16 protein-coding genes are annotated in these 20,211 nt (G+C 46.4%); 8 read left to right on the forward strand and 8 right to left on the reverse strand.

Annotated elements, in window-relative coordinates; genetic code table 11:
* Positions 1-44: 44 nt before the first annotated feature.
* From ACLSU7_RS17395 to ACLSU7_RS17405, 3 genes are all read right to left on the reverse strand, one after another.
* On the reverse strand, positions 45-371 hold the full coding sequence (locus ACLSU7_RS17395) for a HesB/IscA family protein (protein ID WP_413293163.1): 327 nt from the start codon (positions 369-371) through the stop codon (positions 45-47).
* Positions 372-484: 113 nt separating this feature from the next.
* Complete coding sequence (locus ACLSU7_RS17400) at positions 485-1,678, reverse strand: cysteine desulfurase family protein (RefSeq protein ID WP_413293164.1); 1,194 nt, start codon at positions 1,676-1,678, stop codon at positions 485-487.
* 43 nt (positions 1,679-1,721) lie between these two features.
* A complete protein-coding gene (locus ACLSU7_RS17405; RefSeq protein ID WP_413293165.1) occupies positions 1,722-3,674 on the reverse strand; it encodes a hypothetical protein in 1,953 nt (650 codons plus the stop codon).
* A 211-nt stretch (positions 3,675-3,885) separates the two neighbouring features.
* On the opposite strand from ACLSU7_RS17405, the gene ACLSU7_RS17410 reads away from it, so the two are divergent.
* The 4 genes from ACLSU7_RS17410 to ACLSU7_RS17425 all read left to right on the forward strand — a co-directional run bounded on the left by ACLSU7_RS17410 (position 3,886) and on the right by ACLSU7_RS17425 (position 9,523).
* Positions 3,886-6,180, forward strand: coding sequence for a vitamin B12-dependent ribonucleotide reductase (locus ACLSU7_RS17410; protein ID WP_413293166.1), 2,295 nt, complete (start codon positions 3,886-3,888; stop codon positions 6,178-6,180).
* Between the two features lie 80 nt (positions 6,181-6,260).
* Positions 6,261-7,460 carry a S1 RNA-binding domain-containing protein gene (locus ACLSU7_RS17415; protein WP_413293167.1) on the forward strand — a complete coding sequence of 400 codons (1,200 nt, stop codon included), beginning with the start codon at positions 6,261-6,263 and terminating at the stop codon, positions 7,458-7,460.
* A 206-nt stretch (positions 7,461-7,666) separates the two neighbouring features.
* Positions 7,667-8,929: an MFS transporter gene (locus ACLSU7_RS17420; protein WP_413293168.1), complete on the forward strand. Its 1,263-nt coding sequence runs from the start codon at positions 7,667-7,669 to the stop codon at positions 8,927-8,929.
* Between the two features lie 9 nt (positions 8,930-8,938).
* On the forward strand, positions 8,939-9,523 hold the full coding sequence (locus ACLSU7_RS17425; protein WP_413293169.1) for a DUF2239 family protein: 585 nt from the start codon (positions 8,939-8,941) through the stop codon (positions 9,521-9,523).
* A gap of 60 nt (positions 9,524-9,583) precedes the next feature.
* On the opposite strand, the gene ACLSU7_RS17430 is transcribed toward ACLSU7_RS17425, so the two are convergent.
* Positions 9,584-10,681 carry a competence/damage-inducible protein A gene (locus ACLSU7_RS17430; RefSeq protein WP_413293170.1) on the reverse strand — a complete coding sequence of 366 codons (1,098 nt, stop codon included), beginning with the start codon at positions 10,679-10,681 and terminating at the stop codon, positions 9,584-9,586.
* A 172-nt stretch (positions 10,682-10,853) separates the two neighbouring features.
* On the opposite strand from ACLSU7_RS17430, the gene ACLSU7_RS17435 reads away from it, so the two are divergent.
* From ACLSU7_RS17435 to ACLSU7_RS17450, 4 genes are read left to right on the forward strand one after another with little or no spacing between them, the layout of a single operon-like run.
* Positions 10,854-12,062, forward strand: coding sequence for an acyl-CoA dehydrogenase family protein (locus ACLSU7_RS17435; RefSeq protein WP_413293171.1), 1,209 nt, complete (start codon positions 10,854-10,856; stop codon positions 12,060-12,062).
* Between the two features lie 6 nt (positions 12,063-12,068).
* Positions 12,069-12,785, forward strand: a complete 717-nt coding sequence (locus ACLSU7_RS17440) for a TrmH family RNA methyltransferase (RefSeq protein ID WP_413293172.1) — start codon at positions 12,069-12,071, stop codon at positions 12,783-12,785.
* Positions 12,786-12,826: 41 nt separating this feature from the next.
* Positions 12,827-13,735, forward strand: coding sequence for a fused DSP-PTPase phosphatase/NAD kinase-like protein (locus ACLSU7_RS17445; RefSeq protein ID WP_413293173.1), 909 nt, complete (start codon positions 12,827-12,829; stop codon positions 13,733-13,735).
* Positions 13,735-14,175 carry a hypothetical protein gene (locus tag ACLSU7_RS17450; protein ID WP_413293174.1) on the forward strand — a complete coding sequence of 147 codons (441 nt, stop codon included), beginning with the start codon at positions 13,735-13,737 and terminating at the stop codon, positions 14,173-14,175. The genes ACLSU7_RS17445 and ACLSU7_RS17450 overlap by 1 nt, the downstream gene beginning before the upstream one ends.
* Positions 14,176-14,205: 30 nt before the next feature.
* Here the strand turns inward: ACLSU7_RS17450 and ACLSU7_RS17455 are convergent, their stop codons facing one another.
* The 4 genes from ACLSU7_RS17455 to ACLSU7_RS17470 all read right to left on the reverse strand — a co-directional run bounded on the left by ACLSU7_RS17455 (position 14,206) and on the right by ACLSU7_RS17470 (position 20,119).
* Positions 14,206-15,348, reverse strand: coding sequence for a mechanosensitive ion channel family protein (locus ACLSU7_RS17455; protein WP_413293175.1), 1,143 nt, complete (start codon positions 15,346-15,348; stop codon positions 14,206-14,208).
* Positions 15,332-17,566: a bifunctional alpha,alpha-trehalose-phosphate synthase (UDP-forming)/trehalose-phosphatase gene (locus tag ACLSU7_RS17460; protein WP_413293176.1), complete on the reverse strand. Its 2,235-nt coding sequence runs from the start codon at positions 17,564-17,566 to the stop codon at positions 15,332-15,334. Before ACLSU7_RS17460 ends, ACLSU7_RS17455 begins: the two co-directional genes overlap by 17 nt.
* 131 nt (positions 17,567-17,697) lie before the next feature.
* Entirely contained in the window at positions 17,698-19,824 is a 2,127-nt protein-coding gene (gene glgX, locus ACLSU7_RS17465; protein ID WP_413293177.1) for a glycogen debranching protein GlgX, read from the reverse strand.
* Positions 19,825-19,828: 4 nt separating this feature from the next.
* Positions 19,829-20,119 carry a DUF2934 domain-containing protein gene (locus ACLSU7_RS17470; RefSeq protein ID WP_413293178.1) on the reverse strand — a complete coding sequence of 97 codons (291 nt, stop codon included), beginning with the start codon at positions 20,117-20,119 and terminating at the stop codon, positions 19,829-19,831.
* Positions 20,120-20,211 lie beyond the last annotated feature (92 nt).

A 20,211-nucleotide genomic window follows, 5' to 3' on the forward strand; every position in this document is an offset into this window, starting at 1 on the left:
AAGACCCCAATACCAACAGATGTCATGGGGTCATTGTGAGAAAATTAAACGTTGAAGCTGGAGCCGCAACCGCAGTGTTTAGTGGCGTTAGGATTGTTGAAGACAAAACCTTTGCCATTCAAGCCGCCCGAGAAATCCAAAGTCATGCCCAGGATATAAAGCATCGAGTTTGAATCGACCGCGATTTTCTGACCGTTAGATTCAAAGATCTTATCGCCATCGCGTGGAGTTGTATCGAAATCCATTTTATAAGAAAGACCAGAACAGCCGCCCTTCTTCACTTCCACGCGCAAGAATGCAGCTTCATCTTTGCCATCATCTTTTTTAAGAGCCGCAAGTTTCATGGCAGCTTCTGGGGAAATGTTAATCATGGGGTACTCCTCGAGATAAATTCCTGCCCAGTGTACCACAAAGCCCGCAGGCAGGGGAGGTCCAATTCCATCCCCCGTGGGAGTGAGCTAAAATGCTGAAAATATTATATATTTTACGTTGGAATGGCGCCGTGAAGGATCTCGACCGCGCGGTGAACGTCGCTTTCCGAGGTCCAGCGACCCAAGGAAATACGGAACGTGCAGCGAGCATCCTCTGCCGACATTCCGATGCCTTTTAGGACATGGCTGATGCTAACAGAACCGGAACTACAGGCTGACCCCGTGCTGATTCCTAGTTTTTGAATTTTCGGCGCCAATGACTCAATCGTGATTCCCGGTAACGTCACATTCAAATTGATTGAAGAGCGCTCTGTCGGGTGTCCGTTTAAGCGAATACCTGGAATCGCTGCTTGCAGTTTCGTCCAAAGCAAATTGCGAAGGGATGTCATGCGAGCAGATTCAGTTTCGAAATTATTTTTGCAGATTTCTGCAGCCACACCCAAGCCGACGATCGCAGGAACGTTCAATGTGCCTGAACGAAGTCCTTTTTCCTGACCACCACCGTAAATCAAAGGATTGATTTCAACCTTTGGATCTTTCCCGCGGATGTAAAGAGCTGCAGAGCCTTTAGGGCCATACATTTTGTGAGCGGAGAACGACATCAAGTCGATGTCCATTTCAGTCACGTTCACGGGCACCTTGCCAATCGCTTGCGTGGCATCGGTGTGAAATAGGATTTGTTTTTCTTTGCAAAGTTTCGCTACTTCAACGACGGGGTTGATGCTGCCGATTTCGTTATTCACCCAAATCAAACTTACAAGTTTCGTGTGGGGCTTGATCACTTGGTGAAGAGTTTCGATTTCGATCTGGCCGAATTGATTCACCGGAAGGAAATCAACTTCCACACCTTGCTTTTCCACGGCCAACATCGCTTTGATGATGGAGCTATGTTCGACATTGCTAGTGATAAAGTGAATAGGTTGGTTGGGATTTGCTTCACGAAGTTTTGTCAGTAAGCCGAAAATCACCCAGTTATTGGATTCAGTTGCACTTGCAGTGAAAGTCAGCTCCGAAGATTTTGCTCCAATCAAAGAAGCCACTTGCATGCGAGCTTTTTGCACGCCGTTTTCTGCCGTCCAACCCCAGTGATGAGAAGCGCTGGATGGATTTCCGAAATACTCCTTGAAGTACGGTTCCATCGCGGCGAAGACCTGTGGGTCTACCGGTGTTGTGGCGTTATAATCCAAATAGAGTCCTTTATCGGACGCTGTTTGAGCGGCTGAGCTTGCTTGAGTTGTGATTTCCATGGCAGTAGCTAATAACGGCCTCTAAGCGGGGTCAAGAGGATTCCTAGGATGCCAAAGGTTTCTTGATGTCTTTTGCCTCTTTTTCGAGCTGTTCCTGATACTCATCAATCTTATCATTCAGATAGTTTTGCGCACGGTACTTATCCAGGTTTTGAAGCTCCATGCGCAGGACGTGAAGATGGGTGATACCTTGATTCACAAGACGAGTTTTTTGTTCCGAAAGAAACACTCCACCTTCAGGAGTGTAAAGCACGTACCGGTTGTTGCGTGGCAAATGAACATAAAGATTGAATTCAACCGGCACATCGGTGCGCATCTCGTGAATTTTGACAGCGGCCATTTCCTCGTCGGGCGAGCGGGTGATTTCCGCCTTTAAATCCGGGCGAGGAAAGAAAGCCATCGCGACTTCATTGCCTTCGTGTACAGATTTTCTTAAAAACTCAGCGTGCTCCACCGCCCATGCCGCGAACGGCACTTGCTTGATTTTAATCGGCATCGTTTCATTGTTTTCCAAGTTCTCGCCATTTTCAGACAGAAATTTAAACAGGCGAGTTCGGATCTTCTCCACGAAGTGAATATCAATTGTCAGATGCTCTGCCATCGCGGCAACCAGGTATCCTGAAAAGCGACCGGATTCGACCAGAATGCAAGCCACATTGGTGGCGATTTCCACTTTGCGCTTTCTTTCGGTGATCACACAGGCTTTTTCCATGGCGTCGCGCGTACCTTTTAAGATCAAAGAGCCCGGATCTTTTGCGACTTCGTCGGCGGTTTCTTTTAAAGGGAACTGTTTTCGGTTTTTACCATCGGCATCCATGGGCGCCCACATGGTGTCGGATTTTTTTCTGCCAGAATAGGCGCTTTCTCCACCATCACCATAGGGATCATAGTTTGGATCATTGGGATCTAATGTGTCAGAGGCAGCTTCGCTTCCACTGGGACCCATAAATCCGGGTGTGTGGGAATTCGCTGATGAACTGCCATTTGTGGAAGGGCTGCTGTTATGATTAAAATCATTTCCAAACCCGCCATTCATGCCGCTGGCATTGGGATTCATTCCATGGCCGCTGCCATTTGCGAAACCGTTGCCGCTGTTGGGATCTGCGAAGTTTGGATCCATGCCGTTAGCACCGTTTGCGCCGAAGCCACTAGGATTAAATCCATTGCTATTTTTTCCATCAGCAAAACCACCGAAGCCATTTTGTGATGGGTTTCCACCAGCTCCGTTGATTCCGTTTTGTTGACCGCCCATAAATCCATGAGCACCGTTTTGTGAATCTTGCGGGGTGCCGCTTGCAAATCCATTGATCGCGTTTGGATCTCCTCCACCAGCGATGCCGTTCGCATTTGGATCTTGAGAAGTTGGCGGGATATATCCAGCCATGCCAGGCTGAACAGCGGTCATGGTTCCATCGGCGGCCGTGCCTTGAGCAAAGCCTGCAAGATTGCCACTGGTCGCACTGCTATCCAGTGCACCCATTAAATTTGCCAAAAAGTTTTGAGTGGATGTTGCGGAAGCTTCGCCCCCAGCCTCACCACCGCGAATGGCGATGACGCCTGAGCCGTTTCCACCGTTGCCGTCCCAGGATCTGTTTGCTGCTGCAGCTTGGGGATTGGCCATTTGATCTTTGTTGTACTTATTCACCATACGTTCAACGGCAGGACCCGTGATCGGATGGTAAATTGCATAACCGGAATTACAGTCATTTAGAATTTTAACAGAAGTGGGAGTGGAGTGCTCAGCAAAAGCAATCACGCACACTGGAAAGGCCTGACTTAAAACTTTCGGAAGATTTCTGACTTTTTTATTGGGATGATCGATACTCACCATGACGAATTGGGGTTGGTTCTGAACCAGGTAAACCATCGCCTCTTTAAGGTTGTGAGTGCTTTTGATTTCCCATTCGCGGTTTTTTAGAAATCCCTCAACAGGCCCAAGACTTTGTGGATGAGACTTGATGATCAGCAATTTGCGCTTTTCGGTCTTTTGGTCCATGTCACGTTCCTGTTAAAAAATTATGAGGTATTATTCTTAACGGCGACTCCATGGTAAATAAACAGGGATTTCCTGAGGTTTACGGTTTCTATTGCAAAGAGTTAATCAATTTAAAGAGTGCTTAGTATGTCTGTTCGATAGGCGAACCAGACATAGGTAGTGGTGTCTTATTCCAGATTCTCTTCATAGGGAACTCTCTTACAATACTCCTATGAAGAAACAAACTTTGCACAGCACCAGCTTCTTTGTTCCTCCAGGAAAAAATCCTGAAAACATGTTCAAGTGGAAAAAGATCCACTGCGAAATTAAGAATCGCAAGGGTGAGATATTTTTCGAAATGAAGAATGTCGAAGCGCCAGAAGGTTGGTCGCAACTGGCTGTGGAAATTGCAGCGAGCAAATATTTTCGAAAATCCGGTGTGCCGCGCACGCAGCATGAAAAATCAGTACGTCAGTTGGTCGACCGAGTGGTTTCTGCAGTTGCAGGTTCTGCTTTAAAGCAGGGCGGATATTTTAAAAATAAGAAAGAAGCCGATATTTTTAAGAATGAATTAAAGTACATTCTTCTTTCCCAGCGCGCGGCTTTCAATAGTCCGGTGTGGTTTAATGCGGGATTGTTTGAAGCCTATAAAATCAATTCTCCCAGCGAACATTATGCTTGGGACGTGAAAAAGAATTCCATTCAGCCAACACAAAATGCCTATGAAAGACCGCAGTGTTCGGCTTGCTTTATTCAAAGTGTGGATGACTCCATTGATGGTATTTTTGAGCTCGCTAAAAATGAAGCACGCCTTTTCAAGTACGGTTCAGGGACGGGTAGTAACTTTTCCACTTTGCGCAGTAAATACGAAGCTCTGAATTCCGGTGGTCACAGTTCTGGATTGATTTCATTTTTGGAGGTTCTGGATCGCGGCGCGGGTGCGATTAAATCGGGTGGCACCACTCGGAGAGCCGCTAAAATGGTGGTCGTCGATATCGATCATCCCGAAGTTTTAGATTTCATTGAATGGAAAATGAAAGAAGAAAACAAGGCCAAGCTTTTGATTGAAGCGGGTTTAAGCCCTGATTTCGAAGGTGAAGCGTACAAGACGGTGTCAGGACAGAATGCCAACAATTCCGTTCGCGTGACGGATCAGTTCATGAAGTCCGTGCAAAATGAAAAGCCCTGGAAGTTGCTCGCGCGAGTCAGCGGCAAAGTCGTGCGCGAGGTTCCTTCGGCAGAAGTGTGGAAGAAAATCAATCACGCCGCCTGGATGTGTGCGGATCCGGGTATTCAGTTTCACGATACGATCAACAAATGGCATACGTGTCCCAACAGCGAGGAGATTCGCTCTAGCAATCCGTGTTCGGAATACATGTTCCTGGATGATTCGGCCTGCAACCTGGCCTCTATCAATCTGGTGAAATTCTTAAATGCAGATGGAAGCTTTGATTTTGAATCTTTCATTCACACGGCACGTACTTTGTTTGTCGCTCAGGAAGTATTAGTCGATTACTCCAGTTATCCGACGGAAAAGATTGCACAGAACTCCCACGATTACCGTCCACTGGGTTTGGGCTTTGCGAATCTTGGCAGTTTGCTGATGAGAAAAGGCATTCCCTATGACAGTAAAGAAGGTCGTGCGTGGGCCGGGGCCATAAGCTCTTTGATGACCGGAGTCGCTTATTTGACCAGTGCCGAGATGGCGCGAGCGAAGGGCGTTTTTCCTGGGTTTAAAAAGAATCGTGCACCGATGATTCAAGTCATGAAGATGCACGAAAAAGCATTAAATGCAGTCTCTTGGAAAGATCTTCCTGAGGGGCTCGACAATGCGGCTCGAAATCTTTGGAAAGCCGTGGTTTACAATGGCAGCAAATTTGGATTTAGAAATGCACAAGCAACAGTGGTGGCGCCGACAGGAACCATCGGATTGTTGATGGACTGTGATACAACGGGGATTGAACCTGATTTTTCTTTGATCAAACTTAAAAAACTTGTCGGTGGGGGAGAGATTCAGATTGTGAATCAATCCGTGACTCCAGCGCTGCGAGTTTTGGATTACGATGACTCGCAAATCGAAGCGATCGTAAAATATATTTCCGAACATAACTCCCTTGAGGGATGCCCTGAATTTAAGCAGGAACATTTACCGGTTTTTGATTGTGCCAATGCGGCCCCGGGCGGACGAGTGCTATCGCCGGAAAGTCATGTGACGATGATGGCAGCAGTTCAGCCGTTTATCAGTGGAGCCATCTCGAAAACAGTGAACCTCCCAAACTCTGCCAGCGAAGAAGATATCAGTCGTATTTATTTCCTGGCGTGGGAGTTGGGTGTGAAAGCCGTGGCGATTTATCGCGACGGCAGCAAGTTAAGCCAGCCTTTAAATACCAAGAAAAAACATACGGCGGGTGCTGAGGGAACGCCTCCTAAATTTACTATGAAGTGTCCAGAGTGTGGGAGTGACACAGTGCTGACGAGCGGCTGTTATCGTTGTCCCAACTGCGGGACGACGGTGGGATGCGCTTGATTCAGGACGTCAGGCCGTGAGGTCCTTGCTCTTCCAGAGGGGATTGAGTAAACCTTAGAGTTCCATTTTACGGAGAAGTTATGAGTAAAAAAGATATTTTTGGTGATGATATTGAAACAGGGAAATCTTTTGAGGATTTCGAGTCTATGTTTGCGCAATCTGAAGCTGGTGGTTTCAAAACTCGCGTAAGCGTCGGTGATAAGATCAATGGGGAAATTCTTTCTATCGGGAAAGAAGAGTCCTTCGTATCCACTGGTACTCCTGTTGATGGCATGATTTTTACTCGTGACCTTCTGGATGAAAACAAAGAAGTAAAATATCACGTGGGTGATATGATTGAATGTGTGGTCATCTCCGTAAAAGGTGGCGAAGTTCGTTTGGCTAAAAAAGGTGCCATGGGTGCCACAACAGATACTTTGGAAGACGCATACGATATGGAGCTTCCGGTAACTGGTACTGTGACTGAAGTTGTTAACGGTGGCTTGCGTGTCAACGTTCAGGGTAAAACGGCTTTCTGTCCTATTTCTCAAATCGATTCTCGCTTCGTCACAGATGCTTCTGAGTATGTGGGTAAGAAATTCGATTTCTTGATCACTCAATTCGACAAACGCAACGTCGTGGTTTCTCGTCGTAAACTTTTGGATATGCAAAAAGTTGAAAACGAAGGGGCCTTCATGCAGAAGGTTCAAGTGGGCGCGATCCTTGAGGGACGTATCACTCGCCTGGAAAAATTTGGTGCATTCGTTGAACTTGAATCGGGTGTTGAAGGTTTGATCCACTTGTCTGAACTGACTTGGTCTCGCGTACACAGCCCGCAAGAAGTTGTGTCAGCTGGTCAGACAGTGACCGTGAAGCTTTTGAAGATGGAAGAAGTTGACGGCAAATTGAAAATCTCTTTGTCGATGAAACAAGCAGATGGCGACGGCAATCCTTGGAATTCTGTTCCGGCAAAATTCCCTGTGGGCACGGTCGTAAATGGCAAAGTCGAGAAAAAAGAAACTTACGGTTTGTTCGTAAACATCGCTCCCGGCATCACGGGTCTTTTGCCAAAATCTAAATGGCGTGACCACGTTGACGGCGCTCAATTCGAAAATAAAAAACGCGGTGACGAAATCGCTGTTCAAATCGACGAAATCAAATTCGAAGAGAAGAAAATCTCGTTGGGCGTTCCAGGTGCAGGTGAAGACCACTCTTGGAGAACTCATCAACCAGCTTCCGGTTCCGGCTTCGGTTCTTTGGGCGATGCCCTTAAAGGTCTGACAATTAAGCCTAAAAAGTAGGACTTCCAAAAGGTACGGCCTTACTTTCTCCTTAAATTTCTAAGCCTCTGTTGCAAAACAGGGGCTTTTTTATTTCTTCAGACCGACGAATCCCCAAAGGAAACAGTAATTTACCCGGGTTAAAATATTATTACCCGGGTGATATTGCTTTATGAATATAACCCGGGTAATATTAATTCCATCAACCGCATTGAAAGGTTTTTAAGATGGAATCCACGCCTGCTTCACCGGGGGCCTCAACGGCCAGCACACTTAAGTTTACGACTCAGCAAAAGATTGTTGTGGGGCTATTAGCTTTTCTGCAATTCACCATCATTCTGGATTTTATGATTCTGTCTCCGTTGGGAGCCGTGTTGATGCCAGCGCTGAACATTACAGCTGCGCAGTTCGGTACCGTGGTTTCTGCGTATGCGATCAGTGCTGCGATTTCAGGCCTTTTAGCGGCGGGCTTCGCCGATAGATTTGACCGTAAGAAATTACTGATGTTCTTTTATATTGGCTTTATTGCCGGTACTTTGTTCTGCGGTCTTGCTCCCAATTACCACGCGCTATTGGCCGCCCGAATCGTGACCGGTCTTTTCGGGGGAGTGATTGGCTCCATCGTATTGGCAATCACGACGGATATCTTTCCCTTGCAACAACGTGGGCGAGTCATGGGCCTATTGCAAACGTCATTTGCTGCGAGTCAGATTTTAGGTTTACCTGCCGGATTGTTTTTGTCCAATCACTGGGGATGGCACGCACCGTTCTTGATGATCGTGGCGGCGAGTGCGATCGCTGGTATTTTTATTTGGATTCATATGCCTGCGGTGACCGAACACTTGGCTTTACAATCGGATAAAAAGGCTTTTGTGCATCTTTTGCATACGGTGCAAAAGCCCCGTTATCTGCTGGCCTTTGTGACGACAGGGATTCTTTCCATCGGTGGCTTTATGTTGATGCCTTTTGCGAGTGCCTTTACGGTGCACAACATGGGAATCGATTATGGCAGTTTGCCGATGATTTACCTGGTGACGGGATTCGCTTCCATCCTGATTGGTCCGTTGGTTGGTAAAATCAGCGATACGATTGGTGGCTATAACACATTCATCTTTGGTAGCGCTGTCAGCATTGTGATGGTTTTGATTTACACCCACTTAGGTGTGACGCCATTGCCAGTCGTGATGTTGGTGAATTCGTTGATGTTCGTGGGAATTTTTTCGCGCATGATTCCGTCGCAAACTTTGATGTCTGCTATACCTGAAGCTTCCAGCCGTGGTTCGTTCATGTCGGTCAGTGCTTCCTTGCAACAAATGGCGGGTGGGCTCGGAGCTATCATCGCAGGAGCCATCGTGGTTCAGGAAAGCACGGGGGCTTTGGTTCACTACGATATTATCGGCTATGTGATGACGGGATTGTCAGTTACGGCTTTGATTTTAATGTACTTCATTGATCGCGACGTAAAAGAGATTTTACGCGGGAAAGCGTAGGAGTGGAAAATGGAACCAAGAATGGATCGCACTTGCACAGCCTTTGCGGGAACTAAGATCGTGGCTTCTGGTGACGTGCTTCAAGTTGCACTGAAAGTAAAAAAATATTTAAAAGACGATGGCAAAGAAAACGTTCTGATCTTTGATGATGTCACCAGCGCGCAAGTCGAATTGGATTTGCGTGGTACGGTCGAAGCAGTTACGAAAAGATTTGAATCAATGGTTGAGCCGGAAGATAAGAAAGCGGGCCCGGGTCGTCCTAAGCTTGGTGTGGTTTCTAAGGAAGTGACTTTACTTCCGCAGCATTGGGAATGGCTTGCCTTGCAACCGGGTGGTGCTTCAGTAACTTTGCGAAAACTGATCGAAGAAGCGAAAAAGAAAAACTTCGCCAAGGATCAAATTCGCCAGTCGCAGGATGCCGTTTACAAATTCATGCATGCCATGGTGGGAGACCTTCCTAATTACGAAGAAGCCCTTCGTGCCATGTACGGGCATGACACAAAAAAGTTTAAAAAGATGATCGGCGATTGGCCAAAAGACATTCAAGAACACATTATGAAAGTCGGCCGCGAATCTTTAGCCAACACAAAGTAAGAAAAGGTGCCAGGTCCTGTTTCTGGAAGCACCGCTTACAGAAACAGGACCTGGCACCTTTTAAAGGTGACGGAGCCAGAAGATCATCGCAGCTTCGGCGAAGTACTGCGCGCGACGTTCTCGCATGGGCATGGCTTTGTACGGGGCAACGATAATATCCGATACTTTTTTGCCGCCACGCTCGACACTCACGAAAACGGAGTGTTCGTCCTTGGGCATCATCATCAAACGGACGTCCGCATTTTCGTCGATGGCGTGATTGGAGTAACTCCAAACTTTTTCGGTCATGAAATCTCGCATGACAGGCATCAGGCGATTCATCAAAAACTGTCCCGTAGCCGAATCTTGAATGCTTAGAGAAGAATAGTTTTTCAAAGCTAACGATAACATCAACGGAACATCTTGTTGATCCCGCGTGACGGTGATGCCACGTAACGCTTCCGTCACTCTTTCGACGTGAATACGCATCTTTTCTTCTTGGGATTTAAAGAACGACAATTTGACTTCCACATAGGGAAGATGCACGCGGTAACCTTTTTCAACATTCACATTGGCTAAGGCCTGCTCCACCAAAGTTGCAACATCAGACTCGCCCATACCAATCGTGTCCCAGTGGCGAGTGATATAGGGATCCATGCCTTGAACAGATTTTTCCAGCCACGCCGCGATTTCGCTGTTCCAGACAGATTCAATTTCGCGGGGAGGGCCGGGTAAAACGAAAATCTTTTTGCCATTCGCCTCAACGAAAAAGGCATTCGCCGTGCCTTCGGTGTTTTTAATAACTCTGGCACCTTCAGGGAAGTAACATTGTTGCCGCTGAATATCTTTAACGACATAGCCCCGTGGTTCGAGGCGATCTTTGATGTGCTGCCAGGAAGACTCATCCCACTTCAGGGAAAGACCGGTCCACTCAGAAATAACCTCGCGGGTAAAATCGTCCGACGTGGGCCCCAAGCCTCCTGTCACGAACATCAAATCAGAATATTGACCACAATAATCCAAGGATTCAAAAATGAGTTTTCTATCATCTGGGATGACCAAGTGGAGTTTGGTTGTCAGACCCAAAGCCTTTAATTTCTCAGAAATCCAGGCACCGTTTTTATTTACGATTTGGCCGTCGACCAGTTCTGTTCCGATTCCTAAAACCGAGGCGATCATACAAGTCTCCTTCACGGGTACGTTCCAAGGTTAGGCCTCTGGCGGGGACTCGTCCAGATTCTTCCCGAAAGTCTTCAAAAATTGCTATTATTGCATAGCGTTAGTGGCGCTATACCTTGCGGATCTCACGGGGTTTTTTTAGATTCGCAACTCTATATATGTAGGAGTTCCCATGTCCTTTAATTGGAAAGAATTTGATCTTTACAATCCCACGCCTGAGCACAGCATGTTGCGTGAAACTGTCAACGCTTTCACGCAAGCTGAAATTGAACCTCAAGCTCACGAGTACGATCGTTCTGAAAAATTTAACTTAGCACTTTTCAAAAAAGTCGGTGAACTGGGTCTTTTGGGAATCACAGTTCCCGAGCAGTTCGGTGGTGCGGGCATGGATCCAACAGCTGCTGTCATTGTACATGAAGAGCTTTCTGCATCGGATCCTGGTTTTGCATTGGCTTACCTTGCACACTCGATGCTTTGTGTGAACAACATTGCGGTGAACGGCAGTGATGAACAACGTGCTCGTGTTCTTCCAAAACTTTGTTCTGGGGAGTGGGTGGGTTCCATGTCCATGTCAGAGCCAGCTATTGGAACAGACGTTCTGGGTATGCAAACTCGCGCCGTTAAAAAAGGCAACGAGTGGGTTTTGAATGGCCGCAAAATGTGGATCACAAACGGCACGATTGATGAAAACAACACACCTTGCGATTTGACTCTTGTCTACGCTAAGACCGGTGAAAAACATGGTCGCGCGATGATCTCTACTTTCCTGGTAGAAAAAGATCACAAGGGTTTCCAAGTTGGGCAGAAAATTAAAGACAAATTGGGTATGCGCGGATCTAACACGGCCGAGCTGGTATTCCAAGACTGTCATGTTCCTGAATCAGCTCTTGTCGGACACGAAGGTGATTCGATGCTACACATGATGCGCAATCTGGAAATCGAACGCCTGACATTGGCGGCGATGAGCTTGGGTATCGCTCGCAGATCTATCGAAATCATGAACCGTTATGCAACTGAGCGTGAAGCCTTCGGCAAATCTTTGAACCACTTTGGTCAAATGCAGCGCTATATCGCTGACAGCTATGCAGAATACAAATCTGCTCGTGCTTACGTGTACGAGACAGCTCGCCGCATGGATTTAAACAAAGAAGGCAATCGTCTGGATTCAGACGGTGTGAAGCTTGTCGCAACAACAATGGCGAAAAACGTGGCGGACCGTGCGATTCAGGTCTTGGGTGGTTATGGTTACGTGGGTGAGTACGTTGTTGAAAGATTGTGGAGAGATGCGAAGTTGTTAGAAATTGGTGGCGGTACTTTGGAAGCGCACCAAAAAAATATCACTCGCGATTTGTCTAAAAATCCTGAATCTCTTTACAAGTAGTCGTTCATGTTTCCTTATGGCTCTGATATCGAGATCAATGCGAATTTAAAAATCAATTATCAAGTGGTCTTAGAAAAACTGGGACCTCTTTTGACCGAAGACCGCCGTTCAAAAATCGATCGCGTGGTCGCGCAAAGAAACTTCGATACAGCCGTCGTTTTGGAAAGCATCTATGACCGTGGGAATATTTCTGCGGTGATGAGATCTGCTGAAGGTTTGGGTTTCGGAAATTTCCACGTCATTGAAACTCAGGAAAAATTCAAGGAATCTGCCCGTGTCACTCAAGGAGCTGACAAGTGGGTGGAAGTCAAAAAGTGGCAGAACACCACGGACTGTGTAAAGAACCTGAAAAGTCAGGGCTACAAAATTTACGTCACCCATTTGGACGCTCGTTCAAAACCTCTTCACGAAGTTGATTTCTCTGGAAAAGCGGCTTTGGTTTTGGGGAACGAAAAAAATGGTGTGAGTCCTGAAATGGTGGCAGCCGCTGACGAATGTATCATCATTCCGATGACGGGTTTTGTGCAAAGCTTTAATATCTCTGTGGCAGGCGCACTGAGCCTGTATCATATCTCTCAAGACCGCATGAAGCGTGGGGGCTCTAACGCTTCCCTGAGTCATCAAGAGCAGGATATTCTGCGCGCTTATTATTATCTGCGCACGCAGGACTCGGGCTTCCAATATCTTGAAGAACTTTTTGCAAGAGGGCAGATTAAAGCTTAGACTTTTCCTGAAGGCATGGACACCGCCTTCATGGAGGACGTATGAGAAAATGGATCTTTCTTTTGCCTTTCGTGATCGCTGCCTGCGCAGAAAAAAATGTCACGTCGGAACCTGCCAACAATCCCGTGGCGGCAAATCAACCAGAATCTGCTGCAAATAAAAACAAAATCCCCTTTTTCATGACGAAACCGGTGCGCACCGAGCCTGCGGAGTTGGTTTTTGATACCAAGTACGATGTTCGTAAGTCCGTGAACTATCGCAAAAATGACAGCCTTAAAATGTCGGGAAGTGCGAGCTTTGCTCCACCCGCTTTAAAAGAAATTGCCAAGCCCGCAAAGAAACGAAAAGCTCAGCTTTATGTTTTCGATCTGCGCCAAGAGTCCCACGGACTTATCAATGACAAGCCCGTGACTTGGCAAGCAGACCGCGATTGGGCGAACGCGGATTTGGGTCACGAAGACGTGATCCAACGGGAACGTCGCCTGCTCGGTGATTTAAAAGTCGGTGAAAAAATCGCCGGCGTTGAAATCAAAAGCATTGAAACTGAAGAAAGCCTGGTACGCAGCGCAGGTCACCAATATGTGCGTCTGACAGTCACGGATCATGTCCGTCCTACTGATAACGAGGTGGATCTATTTATCGAGGCTGTGCGCAGTCTTCCGGAAAACAACTGGGTGCATTTCCACTGCCGAGCGGGTAAAGGGCGTACGACGACATTTATGGTGATGTACGATATGCTTTACAATGCACAAAATGATTCCTTTGAGACGATCCTTGAGCGCAATACGAAACTTAGCGATGATTATGATGTGATGACTATTCCCGCAGAAAGCGACTGGAAGTATCTGTACCAAAAAGAGCGTGCCGCATTTATTCAGGAATTTTATAACTACGCAAAAGCAAATCCGAAGGGCGCCGGGCAGTATTGGTCAAACTGGGGTAAGAAATAATGAAAAAATTTTTAGGCCTGTGCCTGTTGGTTTTAACTCTTAGTTCTTGTGCGAGTCTTAAGAAAACATTTTGTGATTGTGAGCCGGAACTTGATTTGCCACCCGAGTGTAAGCCCCGAGTGATTATAAAAAAAGTTCCCGGTGAGCCTGCACCCGTTAAACCTCAAGTGAAGACCGGCGGTGGGATCGTGGTTCAGCAAGCTGACTTGGAGTTGGGTGATAAAATGGCTCGTGCCATGGATGCCTACTTATTTTCGAATGAACCGGCCGAGTTCACCCAGCTTTGTAAAGACGAACGTTTTGATTGCTTTGTCGATGACAAGCGCTTTCCCAAAGATCGAAAACGTATCAAAAGAAAAGTCCCCGCATTCTTAAGTGGATCGAAGATGGGCCTGCAAGACGAGAAACGAATTCATATCAAATACAATTTTTATCCCTAAAGAAAAGGAGCCAGTTGGCTCCTTTTTGCATTAATGAGAAGAAGTGGCTTCGGATGGGGAAGCTTTGCTTCCTCCCTTGGCCAGTGTTTGCAGTCCTTCTTCGCCATCGGACTCCGCATTCTGCATGACAAAGGGTCTGGCTCCCATGGAGAAACTAATGCCTTCCTCATCAAATTTACGCAGCATTTTTAACATCAAGGCCTGCTGGGAATCGAAGTACTTATTAAAGTCAGGGTCCTTAACCCAGAAAACGATTTCGTATTTTAAAGACGCTTCATCGAAATTCATCAAGTGGCAGCGATCATAGCGCAGCAAGGGATCTTCCTCGATAAACTGCTTCACCATCTTTGGAATCTCTTCCAGCTTCTGGGTGTCGGTCAGATATCCGATATTGAAATTCATCACCGCTCGACGTTCCCACATGCGCTTAAAGTTCTTCACCCGGCTTTCCAAAAGATCTTTATTCGAAAAAATCAGTTCCTCACCCGAAAGACTGCGAAGCCGTGTGGTCTTGATACCAATAGTTTCCACCGTTCCCATATCGTCTTTGGAAACTATGAAATCGCCCACAACAAAAGGCTTATCTAAAAGGATCGAAAGCGAAGCAAATAAATCACCCAGGATATTTTGCGCAGCCAGTGCCACCGCAATACCACCGACACCCAAGCCCGCAATAAGAGCTGCAATATCGACACCTAAATTGCTAAGTCCCACCAGCACCAATGAGATCAGGAACAGACCCTGAATACCGGTCGCAATCAAGCGAATGGCCGAAGCGGATTCTCCATCGGTCTTCATGCGTTTGTTGACGACGTCATCACGCCACAGGCGAATGCACTTTAATCCCCACAGTGCGATTTGCACGGAGGAAGCCACCACGAACAGCAGGAGCACGACTTTTTTACCGTTCGTTACCTGAGTGCTTTGCACCAGGGGATGCAGGATCCAAAAGAAAAGAACCCAGGTTTTCGTAGCGCCCAAGCACTGCAGAATAATATCGTCCCAAACTCCCTGAAATTTCGCGATGAATTTGCTCAGACGAACTTCTGTAAATTTTAAAATAGCCTTGATTACAATGGCTCCAAACAGAGCGATACCAATCATCAGCAACCAGCCAAAGCCGGTGCCGCGATTCATTTCATCAACGAGTGAAAATTCAATGAGAGCTAGCATGAGGACTCCTTGCATCCGTGTTGTGTTGATTTAGCAAGTTTAAAGCTTCTTGAAGGAAAGGGATCACATCATCCTGCATGTCCAGACGGAAGTTGGCAGCAGACCGTGCGGTACCCACTTTGATACTGACGCCTCTATCGCCGACGACCTTAAACATGTCTTCGTCGGTACGGTCATCACCGATACAGATATAAAGAGCCGTGTCGCGATAAGACGACTGCATCAGCCAACGCAGGAAGCTTCCCTTGTTGCATTCGGTGGCTTTGGCTTCAACGATTTTTGCGCCCATCATCACTGAAACCGATTCGTTACCCAATCCGCTTTTCAGTTCATCATCCAGTTTTTTTGCCTGATATTCTGCAAAGTTCGCAGGGGATTGACGATAATGCCAAACTAAACCTGCTTCCTTTTTCTCGATGAATGAAAATGGAACCCTTTCGCAGTAAGCATTCATGACTTTTTCAACTTCTCCATACCAAGTATCCACATCCAGAGAAACGCGTGACTGCCATTTTTGGCCTGGGAGGCGATAAAATGCGCCATGCTCAGCTACCAGTGCTAAAGGCATATCTCCAAATTGCTCATCCAAAAATTCGCGCGGACGTCCACTGACAATAAAGACTTCGATTTCGTTATTTAATTGATCGACCAAGGTTCTGACCTGATCATTTAGAACGGCGATTTCAGGGCGTTTCGCGATTGGAACCAAAGTTCCATCATAATCCAGGATCAGGCGGATTTTCTTGGCCCGAAGAGCGGCCACCATAAACGAAGGCCAGGTCCGTGAATGTCGGGAAAGAGAAACAGATTGGGGAATGTCGTCCTTGGTGTTGTCCAAATCATTCAAAAAGTTTTCAGCCCATTTCGTAGCAGAGTACTTTAATAAAGTTTCCTGTGAAAAACGCATGCGATGTTCTTTTTCAACGCCTGACATTCTGAAGGAGTGATAAATGGAATCAGCAACAGCGTCCTGATCCCAAGGATTGATGATAAGGGCATCAGGTAATAGCGATGCAGCTCCGGCAAATTCACTTAAGATTAAGACTCCGGGTTTACGAATGTCCTGAGCCATCACATATTCCATAGCGACCAGATTCATCCCATCACGTTTGCTAGTGACTAAGGCGGCGTCGGCGCGACGATACAATGCCAGCAATGTTTCCTCGGTGATGGAGTTGAAAATATATTGGACTGGAACATAATCTGGGGTTCCAAATTCGCCATTGATCGCGCCCACTAGGCGGTCCAAGTCTCTTTTGATTCGCGCATACAGTGGAACTTTTTGTCGGGTAGGGACGGCAACTTGTAAAAGACTTACTTTGCCAATCAATTCCGGATACTTTCTGAGAGTGTGCTGAAAACCTAAAAGCTTAAGCTCAAGACCTTTGGTGTAATCCAGTCGATCCACACCCAGGATTTGAAATTTATCAAAACTGCGCTGGCGATAGGATTCGCAAAGCTCTTCTACGACTTGGGAGCCGGCTTTTTCCTGGTATTCTTTGGTATCGATGCTGATAGGGTAAACTCCCATTTGCAAAGTATGATTTCCAATCTCGGCCCGGAACATAGTTGAATCGATTCCCAAAAAAGCCTTCAATGTCACGACGAAGTGACGAAGGTAAGAATGCTCATGAAAACCCAAGAGATCGCAACCGATGAGGGAGTTTAGAACTTCCTCGCGAACGGGAAGCTGTCTGAAAATTTCGTTGCTGGGAAAAGGAATGTGCAGAAAAAATCCAACCTTGAGATTTGGATTCCTATCCTTAATCATTCGCGGCAATAAAAGAAAATGGAAATCGTGAATCCAAATGGTGTCGTTATCCTGGGCAATCGATAAAATCTCGTCTGCCATTTTCTGATTGGCCTTGCGATAAACCGCCCATTTTTCGCGGCTAAAGGTTGCGAATTGAGCTTCGTAGTGGAACAGAGGCCAAATTAAATCATTAGCGACTCCGTCATAATAAGTATCATAAACTTCTTTGGATAGCATGACGGGATGGCAGCGAAGATTGCTATTAATTTCGCCGCAGTTTTCTTTTAAGAGAGTGGCGTGACGTTCATTGGTTTCAAATCCCATCCAATAAAAAGGTTCATCCAGACTGACTCCTAGCAAGGCTGAAACCAAGCCTCCACTGCCCCGGGAAAGTTTTTCGGTCTTGGGATTGACGTTGAATGGCAGCCGATTGCTGACGAAAATTCTTCTTGAATGTCTCTGCACAGTTCACTCCTAGAAAAGATACAACAACATTTCAAATACTGAATCTAGCTTTGCGAATTCGCAACTTACGAACCGTTCATTTTAAAAATGAAAGACGTACGTTAAGAAATCGCAAAACACACGCTGCGTAATTACTCCTTCAATTGCTGAAGGAGTAGGGTGGTGTGAGGTTGGATCTTAAAGTTTTGTTCCACCTTGATCGGTACATCTTTAAATGATGGTTCCGTTGAAGTATCCAGAATCAAATGCCAACAGGATTTGTGAAAGTGTCGCGGGAAATTGAAATCAATCGCATCGTCACTGGCATTCATCACCCAGATAAAATTATCATCGCTAAGAAGTCTGTGTTTTTCATCCCATTCTCTGATGGCGGAACCGTTAAATTCCATTGCAATACATTTTGCAAAGGACTGATTCCACTCATCATCGGTCATCTCTTCGCCTTTGGGCGTGAACCACAACACATCTTTGCGACCGCCGGGACGCAGACTTTCTCCTTCGAAGTAATTGCGACGATGAAAGACCGGATGTTTTTTGCGAAGCTCAATCACGGATTTTGTAAAAGCCAAAAGCCCTTGATCGATGCTTTTCCAATCCACCCAACTGATTTCATTGTCCTGGCAATAGGCATTGTTATTGCCTCTTTGTGTGCGCCCCATCTCATCACCAGCAACCAACATGGGAACCCCTTGGGATAAGAGCAGGGTGGTAAGGAAATTCTTTTTCATCATCGTGCGCAGATGATTGATTTCTGGATTGTCCGTGGGGCCTTCGACACCCCAGTTGCGACTGTGATTATTGTCGTTGCCGTCACGGTTTTCCTCGAGATTCGCTTCATTGTGCTTTTGCTCATAGGAGACAAGGTCATTTAAAGTGAAACCATCATGGGCCGTGATAAAGTTAATGCTGCCAGTAGGGCCCCGCCCTGAAGCAGAATACAAATCGCTTGAGCCCATCAATCGGTAGCCCAGCTCGGCCAATTTACCTTCTTCACCTTTCCAAAAGCTTCGAACGGTGTCGCGAAATTTATCATTCCACTCGGACCATTGATCAGGGAAGTTCCCAACCTGATAGCCCCCTTCACCTAAATCCCAAGGCTCGGCAATAAGTTTGACTTCGGATAAAACGGGATCTTGTTGCAGGATACTGAAAAAGGAATGCAGCTGATTTACTTCGTGAAACTCTCGAGCCAGCGCCGAGGCAAGATCGAATCTGAACCCATCAACATGCATCTCTTCGACCCAATAACGAAGACTGTCTGTTATAAGTCTTAAAACGTGGGGATTCACGACATTCAAAGTATTGCCGCATCCGGTGTAGTCCATGTACAGACCGGGTGAATCCGGAAGCATTCTATAATAGGCCGAATTGTCGATGCCTTTAAAGCTCACGCAAGGCCCCATTTGATTGCCTTCCGCTGTATGATTGTAAACGACATCCAGAATGACTTCGAGCCCCGCCTTGTGCAGGGCTTTCACCATTTCTTTGAATTCAGCGACCTGGGCTCCGTTGCTCCCTCTAGACGAGTAGCGCCATTCCGGCGCAAAATATCCGATCGTGTTGTATCCCCAATAGTTGTGCAGTCCTTTTTTTTGTAAACTGTCTTCCTCGATAAATTGATGAATGGGCAGTAATTCAACAGCCGTAATCCCAAGATGCTTTAAATATTCAATCGTTTTTGGATGAGCCAGGCCCGAATAAGTTCCACGCAAAGGTTCGGGAATTTCGGGATGCAGTTTGGTAAAGCCCTTGATGTGCATTTCATAGATCACCGATTTATTGATCGGTATGCGGGGCGGTTGATCACCGTCCCAGTCAAATTTGGTATCAATGACAATGGATTTCGGCATGAAAGGCGCGCTATTGCGCTCATCAAAAGACAGATGCTCGTCGACGTGCTCAACGTCATAAGAGAAAAGCGCCGGATCCCATTTGACTCCGCCTGAAGTGGCTTTGGTGTAGGGATCGAGGACGAGTTTGTTCGGATTGAATAGAAAACCTTTAGCGGGATCAAAGGGGCCATGCACTCTGTAACCGTAGTGCTGACCTGCTTTAAGGCCGGGGATAAAACCGTGCCATACTTTGTAGGTTTGTTCGATCAAGTCCACTTGGGCGAATTCTTCGCCATGTTCGTCAAATAAACAAAGAATCACCTTTTCCGCATTTGCAGAGTACAAGGCAAAGTTGACGCCCTCGGATGTCAGTGTTGCACCCAAGGGAGTTGGAGATCCTCTCCAGCACTCAATTTTATTTTGCATTCGTTTATCCGTTCAGCATTTTGTCGATTTGTTCTTCAGCGCGTAACCAGTAAATTTGATTGTCAGCGGAAAAGCCTTCGCGTTCTGCCAAATAAAAGGCTGTCTCTTTAATCATTCTTTCGCGCTCTTCTGGGCTTACAGATTGTTTGGTGTTAGCGGAGGAGGCATTTGCTGAATTTGATCTGTTTGAATTTTTATTTTCGGATTTATTTTCTTTGTTTTCGTCCAAGCTCTGCTCATTGAGAACTGATTTGTTACTCTTATTTAATTTTTCCGTGGATCCTACTCTCGGCATTTCAATCCTCCTTTGAGAAATAATTCAAGTATCGTGTCGTGAGTGTTTCGAAAAGAAAACAACTTTGTGTGTGAGCTTTGACAAAGTTGTTT

Origin of the sequence: Bdellovibrio sp. HCB185ZH, from assembly GCF_047302455.1 — a bacterium.
Taxonomy (GTDB): Bacteria; Bdellovibrionota; Bdellovibrionia; order Bdellovibrionales; family Bdellovibrionaceae; genus Bdellovibrio.

What these genes read in the sequence shown, in the direction of transcription:
- ACLSU7_RS17400 (WP_413293164.1), bottom strand. Translation starts at nt 1,678, where the DNA reads ATGGAAATCACAACTCAAGCAAGCTCAGCCGCTCAAACAGCGTCCGAT.
- ACLSU7_RS17450 (WP_413293174.1), top strand. Translation starts at nt 13,735, where the DNA reads ATGAAAAAATTTTTAGGCCTGTGCCTGTTGGTTTTAACTCTTAGTTCT.
- ACLSU7_RS17395 (WP_413293163.1), bottom strand. Translation starts at nt 371, where the DNA reads ATGATTAACATTTCCCCAGAAGCTGCCATGAAACTTGCGGCTCTTAAA.
- ACLSU7_RS17440 (WP_413293172.1), top strand. Translation starts at nt 12,069, where the DNA reads ATGTTTCCTTATGGCTCTGATATCGAGATCAATGCGAATTTAAAAATC.
- ACLSU7_RS17470 (WP_413293178.1), bottom strand. Translation starts at nt 20,119, where the DNA reads ATGCCGAGAGTAGGATCCACGGAAAAATTAAATAAGAGTAACAAATCA.
- ACLSU7_RS17410 (WP_413293166.1), top strand. Translation starts at nt 3,886, where the DNA reads ATGAAGAAACAAACTTTGCACAGCACCAGCTTCTTTGTTCCTCCAGGA.
- ACLSU7_RS17405 (WP_413293165.1), bottom strand. Translation starts at nt 3,674, where the DNA reads ATGGACCAAAAGACCGAAAAGCGCAAATTGCTGATCATCAAGTCTCAT.
- ACLSU7_RS17455 (WP_413293175.1), bottom strand. Translation starts at nt 15,348, where the DNA reads ATGCTAGCTCTCATTGAATTTTCACTCGTTGATGAAATGAATCGCGGC.
- glgX (WP_413293177.1), bottom strand. Translation starts at nt 19,824, where the DNA reads ATGCAAAATAAAATTGAGTGCTGGAGAGGATCTCCAACTCCCTTGGGT.
- ACLSU7_RS17435 (WP_413293171.1), top strand. Translation starts at nt 10,854, where the DNA reads ATGTCCTTTAATTGGAAAGAATTTGATCTTTACAATCCCACGCCTGAG.
- ACLSU7_RS17415 (WP_413293167.1), top strand. Translation starts at nt 6,261, where the DNA reads ATGAGTAAAAAAGATATTTTTGGTGATGATATTGAAACAGGGAAATCT.
- ACLSU7_RS17445 (WP_413293173.1), top strand. Translation starts at nt 12,827, where the DNA reads ATGAGAAAATGGATCTTTCTTTTGCCTTTCGTGATCGCTGCCTGCGCA.
- ACLSU7_RS17425 (WP_413293169.1), top strand. Translation starts at nt 8,939, where the DNA reads ATGGAACCAAGAATGGATCGCACTTGCACAGCCTTTGCGGGAACTAAG.
- ACLSU7_RS17420 (WP_413293168.1), top strand. Translation starts at nt 7,667, where the DNA reads ATGGAATCCACGCCTGCTTCACCGGGGGCCTCAACGGCCAGCACACTT.
- ACLSU7_RS17430 (WP_413293170.1), bottom strand. Translation starts at nt 10,681, where the DNA reads ATGATCGCCTCGGTTTTAGGAATCGGAACAGAACTGGTCGACGGCCAA.